Origin of the sequence: Serratia sp. BNK-17, assembly GCF_048684935.1 — a bacterium.
Taxonomy (GTDB): Bacteria; Pseudomonadota; Gammaproteobacteria; order Enterobacterales; family Enterobacteriaceae; genus Serratia; species Serratia nematodiphila.
In genome coordinates this window covers 4,245,528-4,259,353 of the sequence record NZ_JBLQTR010000001.1, presented here as the reverse complement: position 1 = coordinate 4,259,353, position 13,826 = coordinate 4,245,528, and the positions used below count along the sequence as shown (strand labels likewise).

Sequence of the window (13,826 nt, the reverse complement as noted above, 5' to 3'; positions counted from 1 at the left end):
AACTGAATAAAAACGTAGGGTTAACACAACAGTGGCGCCATCGACCAAAAAGAGCGGTAAAACCTATTCCACAGTTCGTTTCGGCTGGATCTGTGCCGGCATGCTGGTCTGTTTTTTTCTGTTGGCGTTCAGGGTCGGCTACCTGCAACTGCTGGAACACCAGCAGTTGGCCAACCAGGCTGACCAGCGTTCAATCCGCACCCAGGTGGTGCCGACCAACCGCGCCATGATCACCGATCGCAACGATGAGGCGCTGGCGGTCAGCGTGTCGTCCAAAGACATCGTGCTGGATCCGAAGCATATTCTCGATACCCAGACCGATACCGGCAACGAACGCTGGCAGAGCATGGCCAACGTGCTGAAGATCCCGCTGGCGGACATCCAGCACCTGATCCAGAGCAACGCGCGCAAACGTTTTGTCTACCTCGCTCGTAAGGTAGAGGACGATAACGCCGCCTACATCAGTAAGCTGCACCTGACCGGCGTCAGCACCGAACAGGATTTCAGCCGCTTCTATCCGATGGGCCAGGACGCCGCCGGGCTGATCGGCATCGTCGGCCAGGACAATCAGGGGCTGGAGGGCATTGAGCTGGGTTTCAACCCGCTGTTGCAGGGCAAAAACGGCCTGCGGGTCTATCAGAAGGACGGCAGCGGCGCGGTGATCGGCGTGCTTAAAAGCGTGGATCCGGTGCCGCCGCCGAACGTGACGCTCAGCATCGATAAATTTATTCAGTATGTGCTCTATGCGCAGATCCGCGACGGCGTGGTGGCTAACCAGGCCGACTCCGGCTGTGCGGTGCTGGTCAAGATCGACACCGGCGAGGTCCTCGGCATGGCCAGCTACCCGTCGTTCAACCCGAACAACTATGGCAGCACCCCGGCGAAGGATATTCGCAACGTGTGCAGCAGCGACAGCTTCGAACCGGGCTCGACGGTGAAACCGGTGGTGGTAATGGTGGGGCTGGAGCATAAGCTGATCCGGCCGGATACGGTGCTGGACACTACGCCGTATCGGGTGAACGGTCACCTGATCAAAGACGTCGGCCATTGGTCGAAACTGACCATCACCGGCGTGCTGCAAAAATCGAGCGACATCGCGGTATCGCACATTGCGCTGGCGCTGCCGGCCACGGTGCTGCCGGCGGTCTACCGCAGCTTTGGCCTGGGGCGACCGACCGAGCTCGGCATCGGCAACGAGAGCAGCGGCTACTTGCCGCAGCATCGCGAACGCTGGGCCGATATCGAACGCGCTACCTTCTCCTTCGGCTATGGGCTGCGCGTGACGCCGCTGCAGATGGCGCGCGAGTATGCCGCGATCGGTTCCTTCGGCATTTATCGGCCGCTGTCGATCACCAAGGTGACGCCGCCGGTGATGGGGCAACGTATTCTGCCGGCGGATACGGTTCGGTCCGTGGTGCATATGATGGAGAGCGACGCCTTGCCGGGCGGCAGCGGGGTGAGCGCCGCAGTGCCGGGCTACCGGCTGGCGATCAAAACCGGTACCGCCGAGAAAATGGGCCCGAGCGGCAAATACGACGGCGGCTACATCAACTACACCGCCGGCGTGGCGCCGGCCAGCGATCCTCAGGTGGCGCTGGTGGTGATGGTCAACAACCCGAAAGCCGGCAAGCACTTCGGCGGTTCGGTGGCCGGGCCGGTGTTCGGCAAGATCATGGCCCAGGTGCTGGAGCACATGAATATTCTGCCGGATGCCCAGCCGCTTAACGTGGTGTCGTCGGTCAAGGGGTAAGGGGGATTAGCGCGATTCCAGCAGGCGCTTCAGCGCCTGCAGATCGGCGTTCACCAGCCCGACGTCGCGGGCGAACAGCGCGTCGTCCATGTCCGGCTGGCGGAACAGGGTGAAGATCACCTCGGCGCCTTGTCGGTTGGCGAGCGCGCGCAGCGGCACGTAGACTACGCCGCCGTCCGGCAGCGTCACCCAATGATCCAGCACGCCGAAGGCATTGGGCGCGCTAAATCGAATGCGGATCCGCCCCTGCGGGGTCTCCGCCATCCAATCTTCACCTTCCCGCCGTAAGCTATTGGGTAATCCTTTGGCCCACAACGGGAAGTTTTCCGGGCGGCTGAGAAAGGCGTACACCTCGTCACAGGGGCGGTTGATGGCGACATGCAGCGTTTGCGCGCTCAGCATCATGATTTCTCCGGTTGACGGCGATACTTCAGTGTAGATCCCGCCGCGCTCAGAAGTAGTAACCGATGTTTACGTTGGTGCGAAAATACCATTTATTGCTGCCGGAGGACTGGGTGCCGGTCCAGCCGGTGGCGTTTTCCACGCCGCCCCACGGATTGGCGTTCTGCGCCCAGGTCAGATCCACCCACAGCATCACCGGCATGGCGAACACCTGTACCCCGAGCGTATTCATTTTGGAGTCGGAGCCGCCGTGCCGGTCCTTCCAGAGCACGCTGTAGTCGTTGTAGAAGCGCAGCTTTTTCACCGGTCCCCAGGGCACCTCGACGTCGCGCGCCAGGTTGATGGCGGCAGTGGTGGCCTGCGACGGGATCAGATAGGCCGGCGTCAGGCCGTTGCCGCCCATCAGGATCACCGAATTGCTGGCGCCGGCCGGGCCTTTGGCGTCGTAACCGTAGCGGATCACCTGGCCGGACAGATGCCAGGCATCCCGATTCACCAGCGTATGCAGGCCCGCCGCCCAGAAGCTGCCGTTATCGCCGGTCGCCTGGTTGTAGAGCCGCGAGGCCGCCAGCGAACCGCCGAGCTCATTGTCCCAGCCGCCCTGGTGGAAAGCCCGCGTCAGCCGCAGGTTTACCTGATCGCGTTTTTCGTTGCGCTGCAGATGCTGTGAGGCAAAGTTGGTGTTCTTCAGATCGTCGTAGCTGGCGACGTCGGGGGCGTAACGCACGCCGGTCGGCATCATGCGCGGGTAGTAGGCGGCGTCAAAGGCCCAATCGCCCCGTTGGTATTGGTATTTGGCGCCGAGCCCGGTGTTGACGCCAAAGCCGAGGTAAAACGGAATGCCGTACGACCAGCCGAACTGCGGATAGGGCATCAGGCCGAACGGTTTGAACGGCGCGCCCAGCTGCACGGTGGAGCGCTCAGACAGGTGGTAGCCGACATAGGCGCGGTCGATGGCGTATTTGCGCCGATCCTGAAACCAGAATCCGCTATCGAAAAACGCGTCGTTTATCTGGCCGGCGGCATCGATGCGAAAGGCGTCAAAGCGTAAATGCGGCGGATGCCGATAATTGCTGCTGTGCCAGTCTTCATAGCGATAATTGGCGCGCAGCGCGCCGCCGATATCAATATTCTTTTTATTATCCTCGTTTTGCCAATGAATATGCGGAAAGGCCGGGCGGTTTTTTTTTACCGGCGCCACGGTGGCAGCAGCATCGCTGGGCAATGCGACGGTAGTCGCGTAACTCACTGGTGAAACAAGAAAAAAACAAAGTGTGATCTTGCGCATGCCTGGCCCCTGGTGAATGTTTGGTTTTTATTAAGACGAGCGGGGTTTACCTGTGAATAAGGCGATGTTGCTCGTTTGTTTTATATTTGAGACGTTTCATTGTGCGTTTCATATATTAAATTCATTTTCGGTTAATATATGAAACTTTGTTTCTTGTTTAATGGAAAAACTATAAATCCGGTATTGAACAAGTCAAGAAATAAAAATGAGCGTTGACGAGAAATTCCGATTATTGAGTCGCCCTGGTTTGCGGGGGCGACACAAAGCAGGCTGAAATAGTCGTGTCATAAATGCGCGTTAGACTCGCGGCATTCTGGCATTACTGACTAAAAATCATGAGCATAAAACTGACACTTGGCCGCCGGGTAAAACCTGCGGCAGCGCTGCCGCACGCGTTTGGCATCGGCAAGAGCATGGGCTTATTAGGCGGCGTAATTTGCGTTATTGCGCTATTTTCTCTGCTGCAATTGTTTTCCACCGTATTTATTTCCACTATTCTGCACGACGCCAAGGTTAACCTGGTGACGGGAGACGGGTTGCATCGCCAGCAGGCGACGATGGATCGCGCCAGACTGTCGCTGCTGACGGCCAGCGACACCCTGAACCGTGCGGGCATCTATTATCTGCAGGACAAAGTCACCGGCTCCGACGGCAGTTGGCATAGCCTGCTGGATGAATCGTTGGCGGCGTTGGAGGCTTCAAAGCAGGCCTTTGCCCGGTTCGAGCGCTTGAGCGCGGCTGCGCCCGAAGCGGCGGGCGCCCTGAAAGACAGTTATCGCCTGTTCTATGACGGCCTGAAGGAACAGGCGCAAGGGTTGCAAAGCAGCGCCAGCATCGATGCGTTTTTCGCCGTGCCGATCCAGGCGTTTCAGGCGGATTTCAACGAAAAGTACCTCGCTTATCAGGCGCTGAACGAACAGCATGGCAATGACGTCAACGTGCGGCAATTGGCGGCGCTGGAGCAGGCCAATACCTTTGCGCTTGGCGCATTGGCCGCGCTGGCGCTGATCGCCGTGGGGGTGTGGTTCGGCGTCGCCCGCTGGGTGATAGCACCGCTGCAGCGGGCAATTGTCCACCTCAACGTGCTGGCCGCCGGCGATCTTTCGCGGCCGCTGCCGCCTGAGCGGGCGTTGAACCGCGAGATGCGTCAGCTGCAAACCAGCATTGGCCACATGCAGGGCGGTCTGCAGCGCCTGGTAAGCGAGGTGCGCGATGCGACGAGCGGGATCCTGAACGGCGTCGAGCGGCTGGCGGACGGCAATCGACAGTTGACGGCACAGTCGGCGAAGCAGGACGGGGAACTGCAGTTGGCGACCGAGCACGTGCAGCAGTTGGCGGCGCGGGTGGAAGAAAACGGCCAATACGCGCTGCAGGCCAGCCAACGAACCGAACAGGCCCGGCAGTGCGCCGGCGCCGGTGAGCAGATGATGCAAACCGTCAATGTTTCGATGCACGGGATCGTCAACCAATCGGCCGAGATGCGCGGCATTGTCGCGCTGATCGACAGCGTGGCGTTTCAGACCCATATTCTGGCGTTGAATGCGGCGATCGAGGCTGCGCACGCCGGCGTTCACGGCCGCGGTTTCGCCATCGTGGCTAAAGAAGTGGGCTTGCTGGCGCAAAAGAGCAGCCATTCGACGCGCGATATTCAGCAGTTGATCGGCCGCTCATTGCAGCAAATCGATCAAGGTTCGCAGGCGGTCGAACGGCTGACGGGCAACCTGCGCAAAATTATCGATCTGGTGAACAAATGCAGTGCGCTGATGGGGGAAATCTCGCTGGCGTCATTCAATCAAGGGGAGAGCATCCAGGACGTGACGGCGCGCATCACCGCGCTGAATCAGGTGGCGCAGCAAACCGGCGCCGTGGTGAGCGCGGTGACCGAGGCTTCGCAGCTGTTGCAGGGCGAGTCGGAACGGTTAGAAAAAGCGATGGCGCGTTTCAGGCTGCCGGCGCAATAAATACTTCCGATGCAGGTTAATGAATAATAAAGCTGCGCTTAATGTTATTCATTATTTCCCTGTGCTGAGGGACGTTATTTCGATAAATAAAAACAGGCCGGCGCTTATGGATTAAAAAAGCGCCGGCCTGCAGAGATTATTTTAACGGGAGGATTAACGGCTGGTCTGGTGGCCGATAATACCGCCCAGCGCTGCGCCGCCGAGGGTGCCCAGCGTGCTGCCGTCGGTCAGCACTGCGCCGCCGACCGCGCCGACGCCCGCGCCGATCGCCGTGTTGCGATCGCGATTGGACATATGCCCACATGCGGTAACGGAAAGCGTCGCCATCACCACCACCAACACACCTGCGGCACGTTTAATATTCATAATGAGTTCCTGGTAAATTGGCTGATTAATGGATTAAAAATAATCCGATTAACCCACCGGTAGAAGTTGGGATGAATGTATTCCTCCGAAAGAAAATCGAACAGGTAAAAATTCTTAATTTTGCGGCGGTGAAAAGCGATTGCTCGCCGAATGTGCGGCCACCGATAAAACCGCTGGTCTATACTGGGAAGACGCCTCGCGGGGGCGGGGCACACACTCTGGAGGCCGCCATGTCCGATCTCGTTTCCGCGTCCGGCAAACCGGTGAAAATCCCCGGCCCGGATCACCCGATCACCTTGACTCGTCATCCGACGCGGGTCGTGGTGCGTGCTGCCGGGAAAACCCTGGCCGACAGTCGCAATGCGCTCATCCTGCAGGAGGCCACCTATCCGCCGGTGTTTTACTTTCCGCGTGAGGACGTGAATATGGCGCTATTGCAGAAAAACGGGCACGTCAGCTACTGCCCGTATAAGGGCGACTGCAGTTATTTCACCTTCGCGCTGAACGGCGCACAGGGGGCCAATACGGCCTGGAGCTATGAAATGCCTTACAACGCCGTGGTGGCGATCAAGGATTATCTGGCATTTTATCCCGACAAAGTGACAGAAATCAGTACTGAAGCCTGACATGCCGCCGCCGCCGGGCGGGGGCAGGTTGACATTCCGCTTATCCCTACTCATTATGTGTATTACTGGAAACTGATACGCTTTCCTTATGTTTTAATCCGACATAAACGAAACTCTGAGCAGGTGCCAAGGTGTCTACCTCTACGCGATTTGCCGTTGCCATCCATATTCTGACCAACATCACGCTGTGTCGTGGCCAGACGGTGCGTTCCGAAGATATCGCGCGCAGCGTCAACACCAACCCGACGGTGGTGCGGCGGATCCTCGGCGCGCTGGCGGAGGCCGGGCTGACCTATTCGCAGATGGGGCAAGGCGGCGGGGCGCTGCTGGCGCGGCCGGCAGAAGCGATCTCGCTGCTGGACGTGTATCGCGCGGTGGAGGATCAACCCTATTTCATGCTGCACCGCGCCCGGCCTAACGATGCGTGTTATATCGGCCACGCGATTACCCCGGTGCTGGAGCAAGAGTTTGCGCGCGTTGGTCACGCGCTGGAGGCCAGCCTGGCGCAAACCAGCATCGCCGAAATGGCCGGGCAGGTCGAGCGGCAAGCCGGCTATCCTTTTGTCCCTTGTTCAGCGCAATATCAAGCGGATACGCAATAAAAACCCACGCCAATTCCGTCTTCCCGCAGAGCATTTTTTGCATTGCGTTAATGTAATTGTGTAAGTTACATTAGCTCGCATCAAGTGTGATGTGGGTCACGTTTTAGACTGCCTCCCCACGATAATCGATCGATTGGCCGGAAACCTTTTCTTCCGGCGCAGATTCGCTGTGCTTATAAACCAGGAGAGAACGATGTTAGAAATGCTTGAAAGCTTGGCCACCGTGGTGGTCCTGGTGCCGGTAATGGTGGCCGTCTTGCTCGGCGCGATTTACGGCTTGGGTGAAGTGTTCAACGTCTTTTCCGCTATCGGCCGCAAAAATAACGGCTGAATTTGAACGTCAGGGGACGCAGCGCCCCCTGACGCAGGACTACAATACCGTCGCCAGGAAGTTGCGCGTCCTCTCATGTCCCGGCGCATCCAGAACCTGCTGCACGCTGCCCGTTTCAACCACCTTTCCCTGATCCATAAAGACAATCTGGTCGGCCACTTCGCGGGCGAAGCCGATTTCGTGCGTGACCACCACCATGGTCATGCCCGAATGCGCCAAGTCTTTCATCACCTGCAGCACTTCGCCAACCAATTCAGGATCGAGGGCGGAGGTCGGTTCATCAAACAGTAACACCTGCGGGTTCATCGCCAGCGCGCGGGCGATGGCGACGCGCTGTTGCTGGCCGCCGGACAGTTCTCGCGGCCAGGCGTTGATGCGATGTTCCAGCCCGACGCGGGCCAGCAGCTGCTTCGCCCGTTCCTGCACCTCGGCTTTTTTTTCCTTTTTCACCCGCAGCGGCGCGTCGCTGACGTTTTGCAACACGGTGCGGTGCGCAAACAAGTTGAACTGCTGAAATACCATGCCGATGCTTTTACGCTGTTCGGCCACCTCGGCTTCTTTCAGCTCGTACAGATGCCGGCCTTTTTGACGATAGCCGATCAGCTGTTCGCCAACGCGAATGGTGCCGCCGTCCAGCTTTTCCAGGTGGTTGATGCAGCGCAACAGGGTGGATTTGCCGGAGCCGGAAGGGCCGAGGATCACCGTCACCGAGCCTGCCGGGATGGTCAGGCTGATGTTTTTCAACACGTCGGTGCCGGAAAAGGATTTCCGCACCCGGTTGATGTGGATGGATGCGCTCATTGTTCACCTCCCTGAGGGGCTTTGCGGTTGAGGAAGAACCCGCCGCGGCGCGTTGCCTGCGTGCCGCGGCCAAAATAGCGCTCCACGTAGTATTGGCCAATCGACAGAATCGAAGTCATGGCCAGATACCACAGGGTGGCGACCAGCAGCAGCGGGATGACCTCGTAGGTGCGTTGGTAAATGATCTGCGCCGAATACAGCACGTCCTGCAGGGCAATCACCGACACCACCGCGGTGGTTTTCAACTGCCCGATCACCTCATTGCCCGCCGGCGGCAGGATGGTGCGCATCGCCTGCGGCAATACCACGCGCCACAGGATTTGCCCACGACGGTATCCCAGCGCTTTGGCGGCTTCCAGCTGGCCGCTGCCGACGCTTTGGATGCCTGCGCGCACGATCTCCGCCGCATAGGCCGACTGATGCATCACCAGCGCGATCACCGCCGCGCTGAAGGTGCTGATAAGGGTATTGGTCGGCGCGCTGGCGACTTCGCCAAGAAACGGGATCCACAGGCTGATGCGCGGATAAAGCGCGGCGATGTTGTACCAAAGGAACAGCTGCACCAGCATCGGCACCGCACGGAAGAACCAGGTGTAGAACCAGCTTACCGCAACCAATACCGGATTGGCCGACAGGCGCATCAGCGCCAGCAGCACGCCACCGGCGAAGCCGAACACCACCGAAATCACCGTCAGCTTAAGCGTCATGAGCACGCCGTTGAGGATGGAAGCCTCGGTGAGGTTTTCCGCCACCACCGCCCATTCAAAGCGCGGGTTGTGCAGCATGGAATTGATGATAACGCCGACGATCAACAGCACAATCAGGGCGCTGAGCCAACGCCCGTAATGCCGATGGCCGACGATGCTCAGTTCCGCGTCGTCGACAGGGTGTTGCCCACTCATTTGGCGATCTCTTCATTGATGCCGGCGGTTTTCACTGCACCAAAACCGATATCCCAGCCGTCGAGGATTTTCTGGTAACTGCCGTCGGCGATCAGAGAATTCAGCGCTGCCTGCACCGGTTTCACCAGTTCGGAGCCTTTCGGCAGGGCAATGGCCACCGTGGTGCCGTCAATGTTGATATCACCGGCCAGCGTCAGCGGTTTAACGTGGGTGGCCTGGTAGCGCAACCCTTCATACGGGCCGAAAAACATCGGTACGCGGCCGCTGATCACCGCTTGCACCCCGGCCGGGCGGTCCGGGAAGATCGGCATGGTGATGGCCGGCTTGCCGGCGGCGACGCATTGATCGCTGGCCTGCTGCAGGCGGGTGATCTGCGAGGTGCCTGCGCCGGCGCCGACGGTCTGGCCGCACAGCTGCGCCAGCTCGGTGTAAGGGCCTAGCGCAGCGTCTTTGCGTGCGATCAAGGCCAGCTTGGAAGCGTGGTAATAGCCGACGAAGTCCACCTGTTGGAAGCGCTTTTTGTTGGCGTCAATGTTGGCCAGCGCGACGTCATAACGGCCGGACTTCAGGCCGGGGATGATGTTGTCGAAGCCGCCGGTGTCCTTCCAGTGGATCGCCACGCCCAGGCGATCGGCAATCGCGCTCATCACGTCGATTTCACGCCCGGCCAGCGTTTTGTTGTCCGCCTGGTAAAAGGTGGTCGGCGGGGTGTTCGGGTTGGTGCCGGCAACGATGTAGCCGGCCTTTTTGATCGCTTCAGGCAGGCTGTCGTGCAGCGCCGGATCGGCGGCAGCTTTCAGCGCCGCCTTGAAGGGAACATCGCCTTCAGCGGCATGACCGGCTGCCAACGGCGCCAGCGTGGAGGAAGCCAACAGCAGGGACAGTACGGTGCGTTTGAATGTGGTTTTCATCATGATTTCCCTGCGGATTAAGCCGATTTTACGTTAGCGAAGTTGATTGCCGGTTCCGGCAGACCCAGGTTTTCACGCAGGGTTGCATGCTGATACTCTTCACGGAACAGGCCACGGCGACGCAGCTCCGGGATCACCTGCTCGACGAACAGTTCCAGCTGGTTGGGCAATACCGCCGGCATGATGTTGAAGCCGTCTGCGCCTTGCTGTTCCAGCCACAGCTGGAAGTCGTCGGCGATCTCTTCGGCGGTGCCTACCACCACGCGGTGGCCGCGCGAACCGGCCGCGACGGCCGCCAGCTCACGCAGCGTCAGGTTTTCCCGCGCGGCCAGATCGGTCAGCAGTTTCACGCGGCTTTGGCCGCCTTCGGTGGCGCCCACGTTCGGCACCGGGCCGTCCAGCGGATAATCGCTCAAATCGAAACCAAAGCGCGCCGACAGCTGCTCAATGCCGTTATCGATATCCACCAGTTGATTCAGCTGATACCAGGTTTCCTGCGCTTCTTCTTTGGTACGCCCGACAATCGGCATCACACCTGGCAGGATCAGCAGGTGGTCCGGGTTGCGGCCGGCGTCGGCCACGTATTTTTTCTGACTGCGGTAGAAAGCTTGTCCTTCTTCCAGGCTGGCGGCGGCGGTGAACACCACTTCGGCGGTTTCCGCCGCCAGCTGCTGGCCGGCCGGGGAAGAGCCGGCCTCAATGATCACCGGCCGTCCTTGCGGCGAGCGGGAAATGTTCAGCGGGCCCTGCACCGAGAAATGCTTGCCCTTATGGTTGGCGGCGTGGATTTTCTCGTCGATGGCGTACACGCCATTTTGCTTGTCGCGCACGATGGCGTCTTTTTCCCAGCCGTCCCACAGTTTGTAGCTGGCCTCGAGGAATTCCCGCGCCACTTCATAGCGTTCGGCGTGCGACGGCAGATCTTCACGGCTGAAGTTGCGCGCCGCATCGCTGGAGAAAGAGGTCACTACGTTCCAGGCGGCGCGGCCGTGGCTGATATGGTCGATGGAGGCCATGGCGCGTGCCAGGTGGAAGGGTTGATCGAACGTGGTGGAGGCGGTCGCCGCCAGCCCGATATGGCGGGTGTTGACCGCCAGCGCCGCGAGCAGCGTCAGCGGCTCCAGGCGTGACATCGTCGAGGGCAGGCGGTGCACGCTGGTTGCCAACGCGTCGCCGACGAAGAACATATCGAAAGTGCCTTCTTCGGCTTTTTTTGCGATCCAGGTGAACCAGTCGATATCGGTCGGTGAACCGCTGGCGCCTTCTGCGCGCCATCCCCCGATGTGGTGCCCCAGAGCCTGAACGAACAGGCCGAGACGGAGTTGGCGCGATGGTGTTGAAGGTGAAGTACTCATAATTATTCCTGTTTTATTATTAATTTAACAATGCAATCAGTCGCGGCAGCGCGCCAGGGGACATAAGCGCGCAGTCGCGGATAACGCTCTCGCCTTCGAGGCCCGGAAGCAGCTGCAGAATGGCGCGCAGCTTGGCGTCGAGGTCTGTCGGCCGGGCGGCGGTTTGCTTTCTTGTGACTATGTCACTTATTTGCCTCCCGTCCTGCAGCGTCAGGGTCAGACGATGGAAGCGCATCTCCGGATCGAGCGCGTCCGGCGGGGCTGCGGGATCGACATGGCGCACAACTTTTGCCGCCAGGGCGGCGATAGCCGCATCGACAGGCTGTTCGCCGTAATGCGTCAGCGGGACCTCGCCGTGGTATAGCGCATCGGCGATGACGTATTCGAGGCTAAAGCGCGCTTCCACACCGGTGGCCGGTTGGCGAATAAAGGGCGCAGTATCTGCGCCGGGCGGAAAACTGACCTCAACCTGTGCGATCTCCGCAAGGGCGTCGCCTTGTGCCAGCAGCCGCGCGCGCAGGGCGAGCGCCGCCTCGGCCGCGCTGTGAGTGCCACCGCAAGTCGGGTACCGCTTGAATTCCAGCCCCGGCTGCAGGATGCGCCAGGGCGTGCCCCAGCCGGCGGTCAGGCATTCCGGTTTTTGCCGGCCGCCGCCGTGGGAAGTCAGCAGGCTGTTCAGCACGCCCTCCGGTTGGCCGATGAAACCGGCCTGAGCCAGCAGAGCGGCGTTGACCGCGTTGCGTGCCGCCAACCCGGCATGCAGCGGTTTGGCCGCCGAACCGAACTGGCTGCGCAGGCCCGCTGCCTGCGTGGCCGCCAGGCCCAGAGCAATCTGCGTCTGCCGCTGGTCAAGCTGCAGATAACGCGCCACGGCGGCGCAGGCGGCGACCGCGCCCAGGGTGGCGGTGCTGTGAAAACCCAGCACGTAATGTTGCGTGCCAGCGGCCAATCCCAGCCGGCCAGCGGCCTCTACGCCGATGACATAGGCGGTTAACAGCTCAGTGACATCGTCACTCTCACCGTTCAGCGCCAGCAGGGCTGAGAGCACTACGGTGCTCGGATGGCCACGCAGCGCAGGATGGTAATCATCGAAGTCCAACGCGTGGCTGACATAGCCATAGCGCAGTGCGCGGTTCTCGCTGCCGTTCGGCGGAAACGTCTTACCGATCGCTGCCAGACCGGCATCGCTCAACGCCCCGCGGGCAATCGGCAGCGCGCAGGCGAAGTAATCTTTCACGCCGCGGCGAGCGGCTGACAGGGCGTTTTCATCCGGCTGGCTGTTCAATATCAGATGGGCGAATTGGGCGGTTATCGGTAATGACAAGGCGTTAACACCTGAATTTATATACGGTTATGCACGAGTGCGGGGTGAAAGGTATTGTGTGGCGATTTTCGTTGTCCCGAAAGAACGAACGGCGCTTCCATATCTCTGAATGGAATATAACGACGGCACTGCGCCGCCGTCAGAGCTGCTGGCAGGCGCGGCAGTCTGCGCCTTAGCTATTTTTGTGCAAAGCAAAGCTGTATTTGCTCTAGCACGATAGAGGACTCAGGCCGAGAAAAGGCGAACGCTCATGATGTCGATAAATGCCCTGAGACGCGGTGTAAGATGTTTGCTTGAAGGCCAGAGAATTTTGAGACTGCCACTGTGTCGGCAGTGGTCGCCAAGCACCGGTTGGAGCCGCCGTCGCTCCAGCGCCTCTCGCACCGCGAAATCGGGCAAGCAGGCGATGCCCAGGCCCTGTTCCGCCAGGTAAATCAGCGTGTCGACGGTGTTGCATACCGTGCGCTTGCCCAGGCCTTCGTCGAGCAGTTTATCTCCGCCCGCCACCGGCCAGGTCTCGATTTTGCCGGTGGTGGGGAATCTGTATAACAGGCAGGCGTGATCGCGCAGTTCTGCCGGCTGGCGGGGTATTCCCGCTCGGCGCAGATACTCTGGCGCCGCCACCAGCTGTAGGTGAAACGTGCCCAGTTGGCGGCTCATTAAGCGAGAGTCCTCGGTATCGCCCACGCGGATCACCGCATCGAACCCTTCTTCGATCACCGCGACTCGACGGTCGGAAAAATCGGTTTCCAGCTCAATCTCCGGGTAACGCCGGACAAATTCCGCCAGCACCGGATTCAGCAGGCCGCCCACCAGCGGCAAACTGACACGCAGCTTGCCGCGCGGCGCGCTGTGCGTATCGCTGATTTCCCGTTCCGCCGCCGCCAATTCCCCGAGAATGCGCTGGCAGCGGTGCAGAAACAGCCGGCCTTCGGCGGTCAGCGTCATGCTGCGCGTGCTGCGGTGGAACAGACGCGCGCCCAGCCGATTTTCCAGGCGGGCGATGCTTTTCCCCACCGCGGAAGCGGAAATGCCGAGCACGCGCCCGGCCTCTACGAAACTCAGCGTCTCTGCGGCCTGCACAAAGACGTTCACCCCAGACAGATTATCCATTGCTTGCCCCATTGCGGACTTGAGTGTCCGCTATGAAAGGAAATCTAGCCTGTTTTTTCGTTAATCACCACGCTCTATGCTCGGTGGCGACAGC

The 13,826-nt window shown here is 60.1% G+C and carries 14 protein-coding genes; 5 read left to right on the top strand and 9 right to left on the bottom strand.

The window, feature by feature from the left end:
• Positions 1–31 precede the first annotated feature (31 nt).
• Positions 32–1,750 carry a penicillin-binding transpeptidase domain-containing protein gene (locus tag ACMGF7_RS20235; RefSeq protein WP_033633091.1) on the top strand — a complete coding sequence of 573 codons (1,719 nt, stop codon included), beginning with the start codon at positions 32–34 and terminating at the stop codon, positions 1,748–1,750.
• 6 nt (positions 1,751–1,756) lie between these two features.
• Here the strand turns inward: ACMGF7_RS20235 and ACMGF7_RS20230 are convergent, their stop codons facing one another.
• Both ACMGF7_RS20230 and ACMGF7_RS20225 read right to left on the bottom strand, forming a co-directional pair.
• Positions 1,757–2,155, bottom strand: a complete 399-nt coding sequence (locus ACMGF7_RS20230) for an SRPBCC family protein (protein ID WP_420286603.1) — start codon at positions 2,153–2,155, stop codon at positions 1,757–1,759.
• 46 nt (positions 2,156–2,201) lie between these two features.
• Positions 2,202–3,440, bottom strand: coding sequence for a hypothetical protein (locus ACMGF7_RS20225; RefSeq protein WP_031299972.1), 1,239 nt, complete (start codon positions 3,438–3,440; stop codon positions 2,202–2,204).
• A 413-nt stretch (positions 3,441–3,853) separates the two neighbouring features.
• Between ACMGF7_RS20225 and ACMGF7_RS20220 the strand changes: the two genes are divergently transcribed.
• Positions 3,854–5,401, top strand: a complete 1,548-nt coding sequence (locus ACMGF7_RS20220) for a methyl-accepting chemotaxis protein (RefSeq protein ID WP_197798874.1) — start codon at positions 3,854–3,856, stop codon at positions 5,399–5,401.
• Between the two features lie 153 nt (positions 5,402–5,554).
• Here the strand turns inward: ACMGF7_RS20220 and osmB are convergent, their stop codons facing one another.
• Positions 5,555–5,767: an osmotically-inducible lipoprotein OsmB gene (osmB, locus tag ACMGF7_RS20215; protein WP_004940700.1), complete on the bottom strand. Its 213-nt coding sequence runs from the start codon at positions 5,765–5,767 to the stop codon at positions 5,555–5,557.
• Positions 5,768–5,997: 230 nt separating this feature from the next.
• Between osmB and ACMGF7_RS20210 the strand changes: the two genes are divergently transcribed.
• The 3 genes from ACMGF7_RS20210 to ACMGF7_RS20200 all read left to right on the top strand — a co-directional run bounded on the left by ACMGF7_RS20210 (position 5,998) and on the right by ACMGF7_RS20200 (position 7,326).
• Positions 5,998–6,393, top strand: coding sequence for a DUF427 domain-containing protein (locus tag ACMGF7_RS20210; protein WP_049241054.1), 396 nt, complete (start codon positions 5,998–6,000; stop codon positions 6,391–6,393).
• Between the two features lie 131 nt (positions 6,394–6,524).
• Positions 6,525–6,995 (top strand): Rrf2 family transcriptional regulator, encoded by a 471-nt coding sequence (locus tag ACMGF7_RS20205; protein WP_004940698.1) that lies wholly within the window; start codon positions 6,525–6,527, stop codon positions 6,993–6,995.
• A gap of 193 nt (positions 6,996–7,188) precedes the next feature.
• Positions 7,189–7,326 carry an AcrZ family multidrug efflux pump-associated protein gene (locus ACMGF7_RS20200; protein WP_004940695.1) on the top strand — a complete coding sequence of 46 codons (138 nt, stop codon included), beginning with the start codon at positions 7,189–7,191 and terminating at the stop codon, positions 7,324–7,326.
• A 39-nt stretch (positions 7,327–7,365) separates the two neighbouring features.
• Here ACMGF7_RS20200 and ACMGF7_RS20195 read toward each other — a convergent pair whose 3' ends face one another.
• The 6 genes from ACMGF7_RS20195 to ACMGF7_RS20170 form a co-directional block, all read right to left on the bottom strand.
• Positions 7,366–8,127 carry an amino acid ABC transporter ATP-binding protein gene (locus ACMGF7_RS20195; protein WP_004940693.1) on the bottom strand — a complete coding sequence of 254 codons (762 nt, stop codon included), beginning with the start codon at positions 8,125–8,127 and terminating at the stop codon, positions 7,366–7,368.
• Positions 8,124–9,029, bottom strand: coding sequence for an amino acid ABC transporter permease (locus ACMGF7_RS20190; RefSeq protein WP_049241052.1), 906 nt, complete (start codon positions 9,027–9,029; stop codon positions 8,124–8,126). Before ACMGF7_RS20190 ends, ACMGF7_RS20195 begins: the two co-directional genes overlap by 4 nt.
• On the bottom strand, positions 9,026–9,940 hold the full coding sequence (locus ACMGF7_RS20185; RefSeq protein WP_049241050.1) for an ABC transporter substrate-binding protein: 915 nt from the start codon (positions 9,938–9,940) through the stop codon (positions 9,026–9,028). The genes ACMGF7_RS20190 and ACMGF7_RS20185 overlap by 4 nt, the downstream gene beginning before the upstream one ends.
• Positions 9,941–9,957: 17 nt before the next feature.
• On the bottom strand, positions 9,958–11,295 hold the full coding sequence (locus ACMGF7_RS20180; protein ID WP_021504570.1) for an LLM class flavin-dependent oxidoreductase: 1,338 nt from the start codon (positions 11,293–11,295) through the stop codon (positions 9,958–9,960).
• Positions 11,296–11,314: 19 nt separating this feature from the next.
• Entirely contained in the window at positions 11,315–12,619 is a 1,305-nt protein-coding gene (locus tag ACMGF7_RS20175) for an MmgE/PrpD family protein (protein ID WP_021504571.1), read from the bottom strand.
• A gap of 225 nt (positions 12,620–12,844) precedes the next feature.
• Positions 12,845–13,732 carry a LysR family transcriptional regulator gene (locus tag ACMGF7_RS20170; RefSeq protein WP_041922234.1) on the bottom strand — a complete coding sequence of 296 codons (888 nt, stop codon included), beginning with the start codon at positions 13,730–13,732 and terminating at the stop codon, positions 12,845–12,847.
• Between the last annotated feature and the right edge of the window lie 94 nt (positions 13,733–13,826).

Excerpts from the sequence above, each read along its gene's own strand:
- ACMGF7_RS20230 (WP_420286603.1), bottom strand. The coding sequence starts at position 2,155 with ATGATGCTGAGCGCGCAAACGCTGCATGTCGCCATCAACCGCCCCTGT.
- ACMGF7_RS20225 (WP_031299972.1), bottom strand. The coding sequence starts at position 3,440 with ATGCGCAAGATCACACTTTGTTTTTTTCTTGTTTCACCAGTGAGTTAC.
- ACMGF7_RS20220 (WP_197798874.1), top strand. The coding sequence starts at position 3,854 with ATGGGCTTATTAGGCGGCGTAATTTGCGTTATTGCGCTATTTTCTCTG.
- osmB (WP_004940700.1), bottom strand. The coding sequence starts at position 5,767 with ATGAATATTAAACGTGCCGCAGGTGTGTTGGTGGTGGTGATGGCGACG.
- ACMGF7_RS20210 (WP_049241054.1), top strand. The coding sequence starts at position 5,998 with ATGTCCGATCTCGTTTCCGCGTCCGGCAAACCGGTGAAAATCCCCGGC.
- ACMGF7_RS20200 (WP_004940695.1), top strand. The coding sequence starts at position 7,189 with ATGTTAGAAATGCTTGAAAGCTTGGCCACCGTGGTGGTCCTGGTGCCG.
- ACMGF7_RS20195 (WP_004940693.1), bottom strand. The coding sequence starts at position 8,127 with ATGAGCGCATCCATCCACATCAACCGGGTGCGGAAATCCTTTTCCGGC.
- ACMGF7_RS20190 (WP_049241052.1), bottom strand. The coding sequence starts at position 9,029 with ATGAGTGGGCAACACCCTGTCGACGACGCGGAACTGAGCATCGTCGGC.
- ACMGF7_RS20185 (WP_049241050.1), bottom strand. The coding sequence starts at position 9,940 with ATGAAAACCACATTCAAACGCACCGTACTGTCCCTGCTGTTGGCTTCC.
- ACMGF7_RS20180 (WP_021504570.1), bottom strand. The coding sequence starts at position 11,295 with ATGAGTACTTCACCTTCAACACCATCGCGCCAACTCCGTCTCGGCCTG.
- ACMGF7_RS20170 (WP_041922234.1), bottom strand. The coding sequence starts at position 13,732 with ATGGATAATCTGTCTGGGGTGAACGTCTTTGTGCAGGCCGCAGAGACG.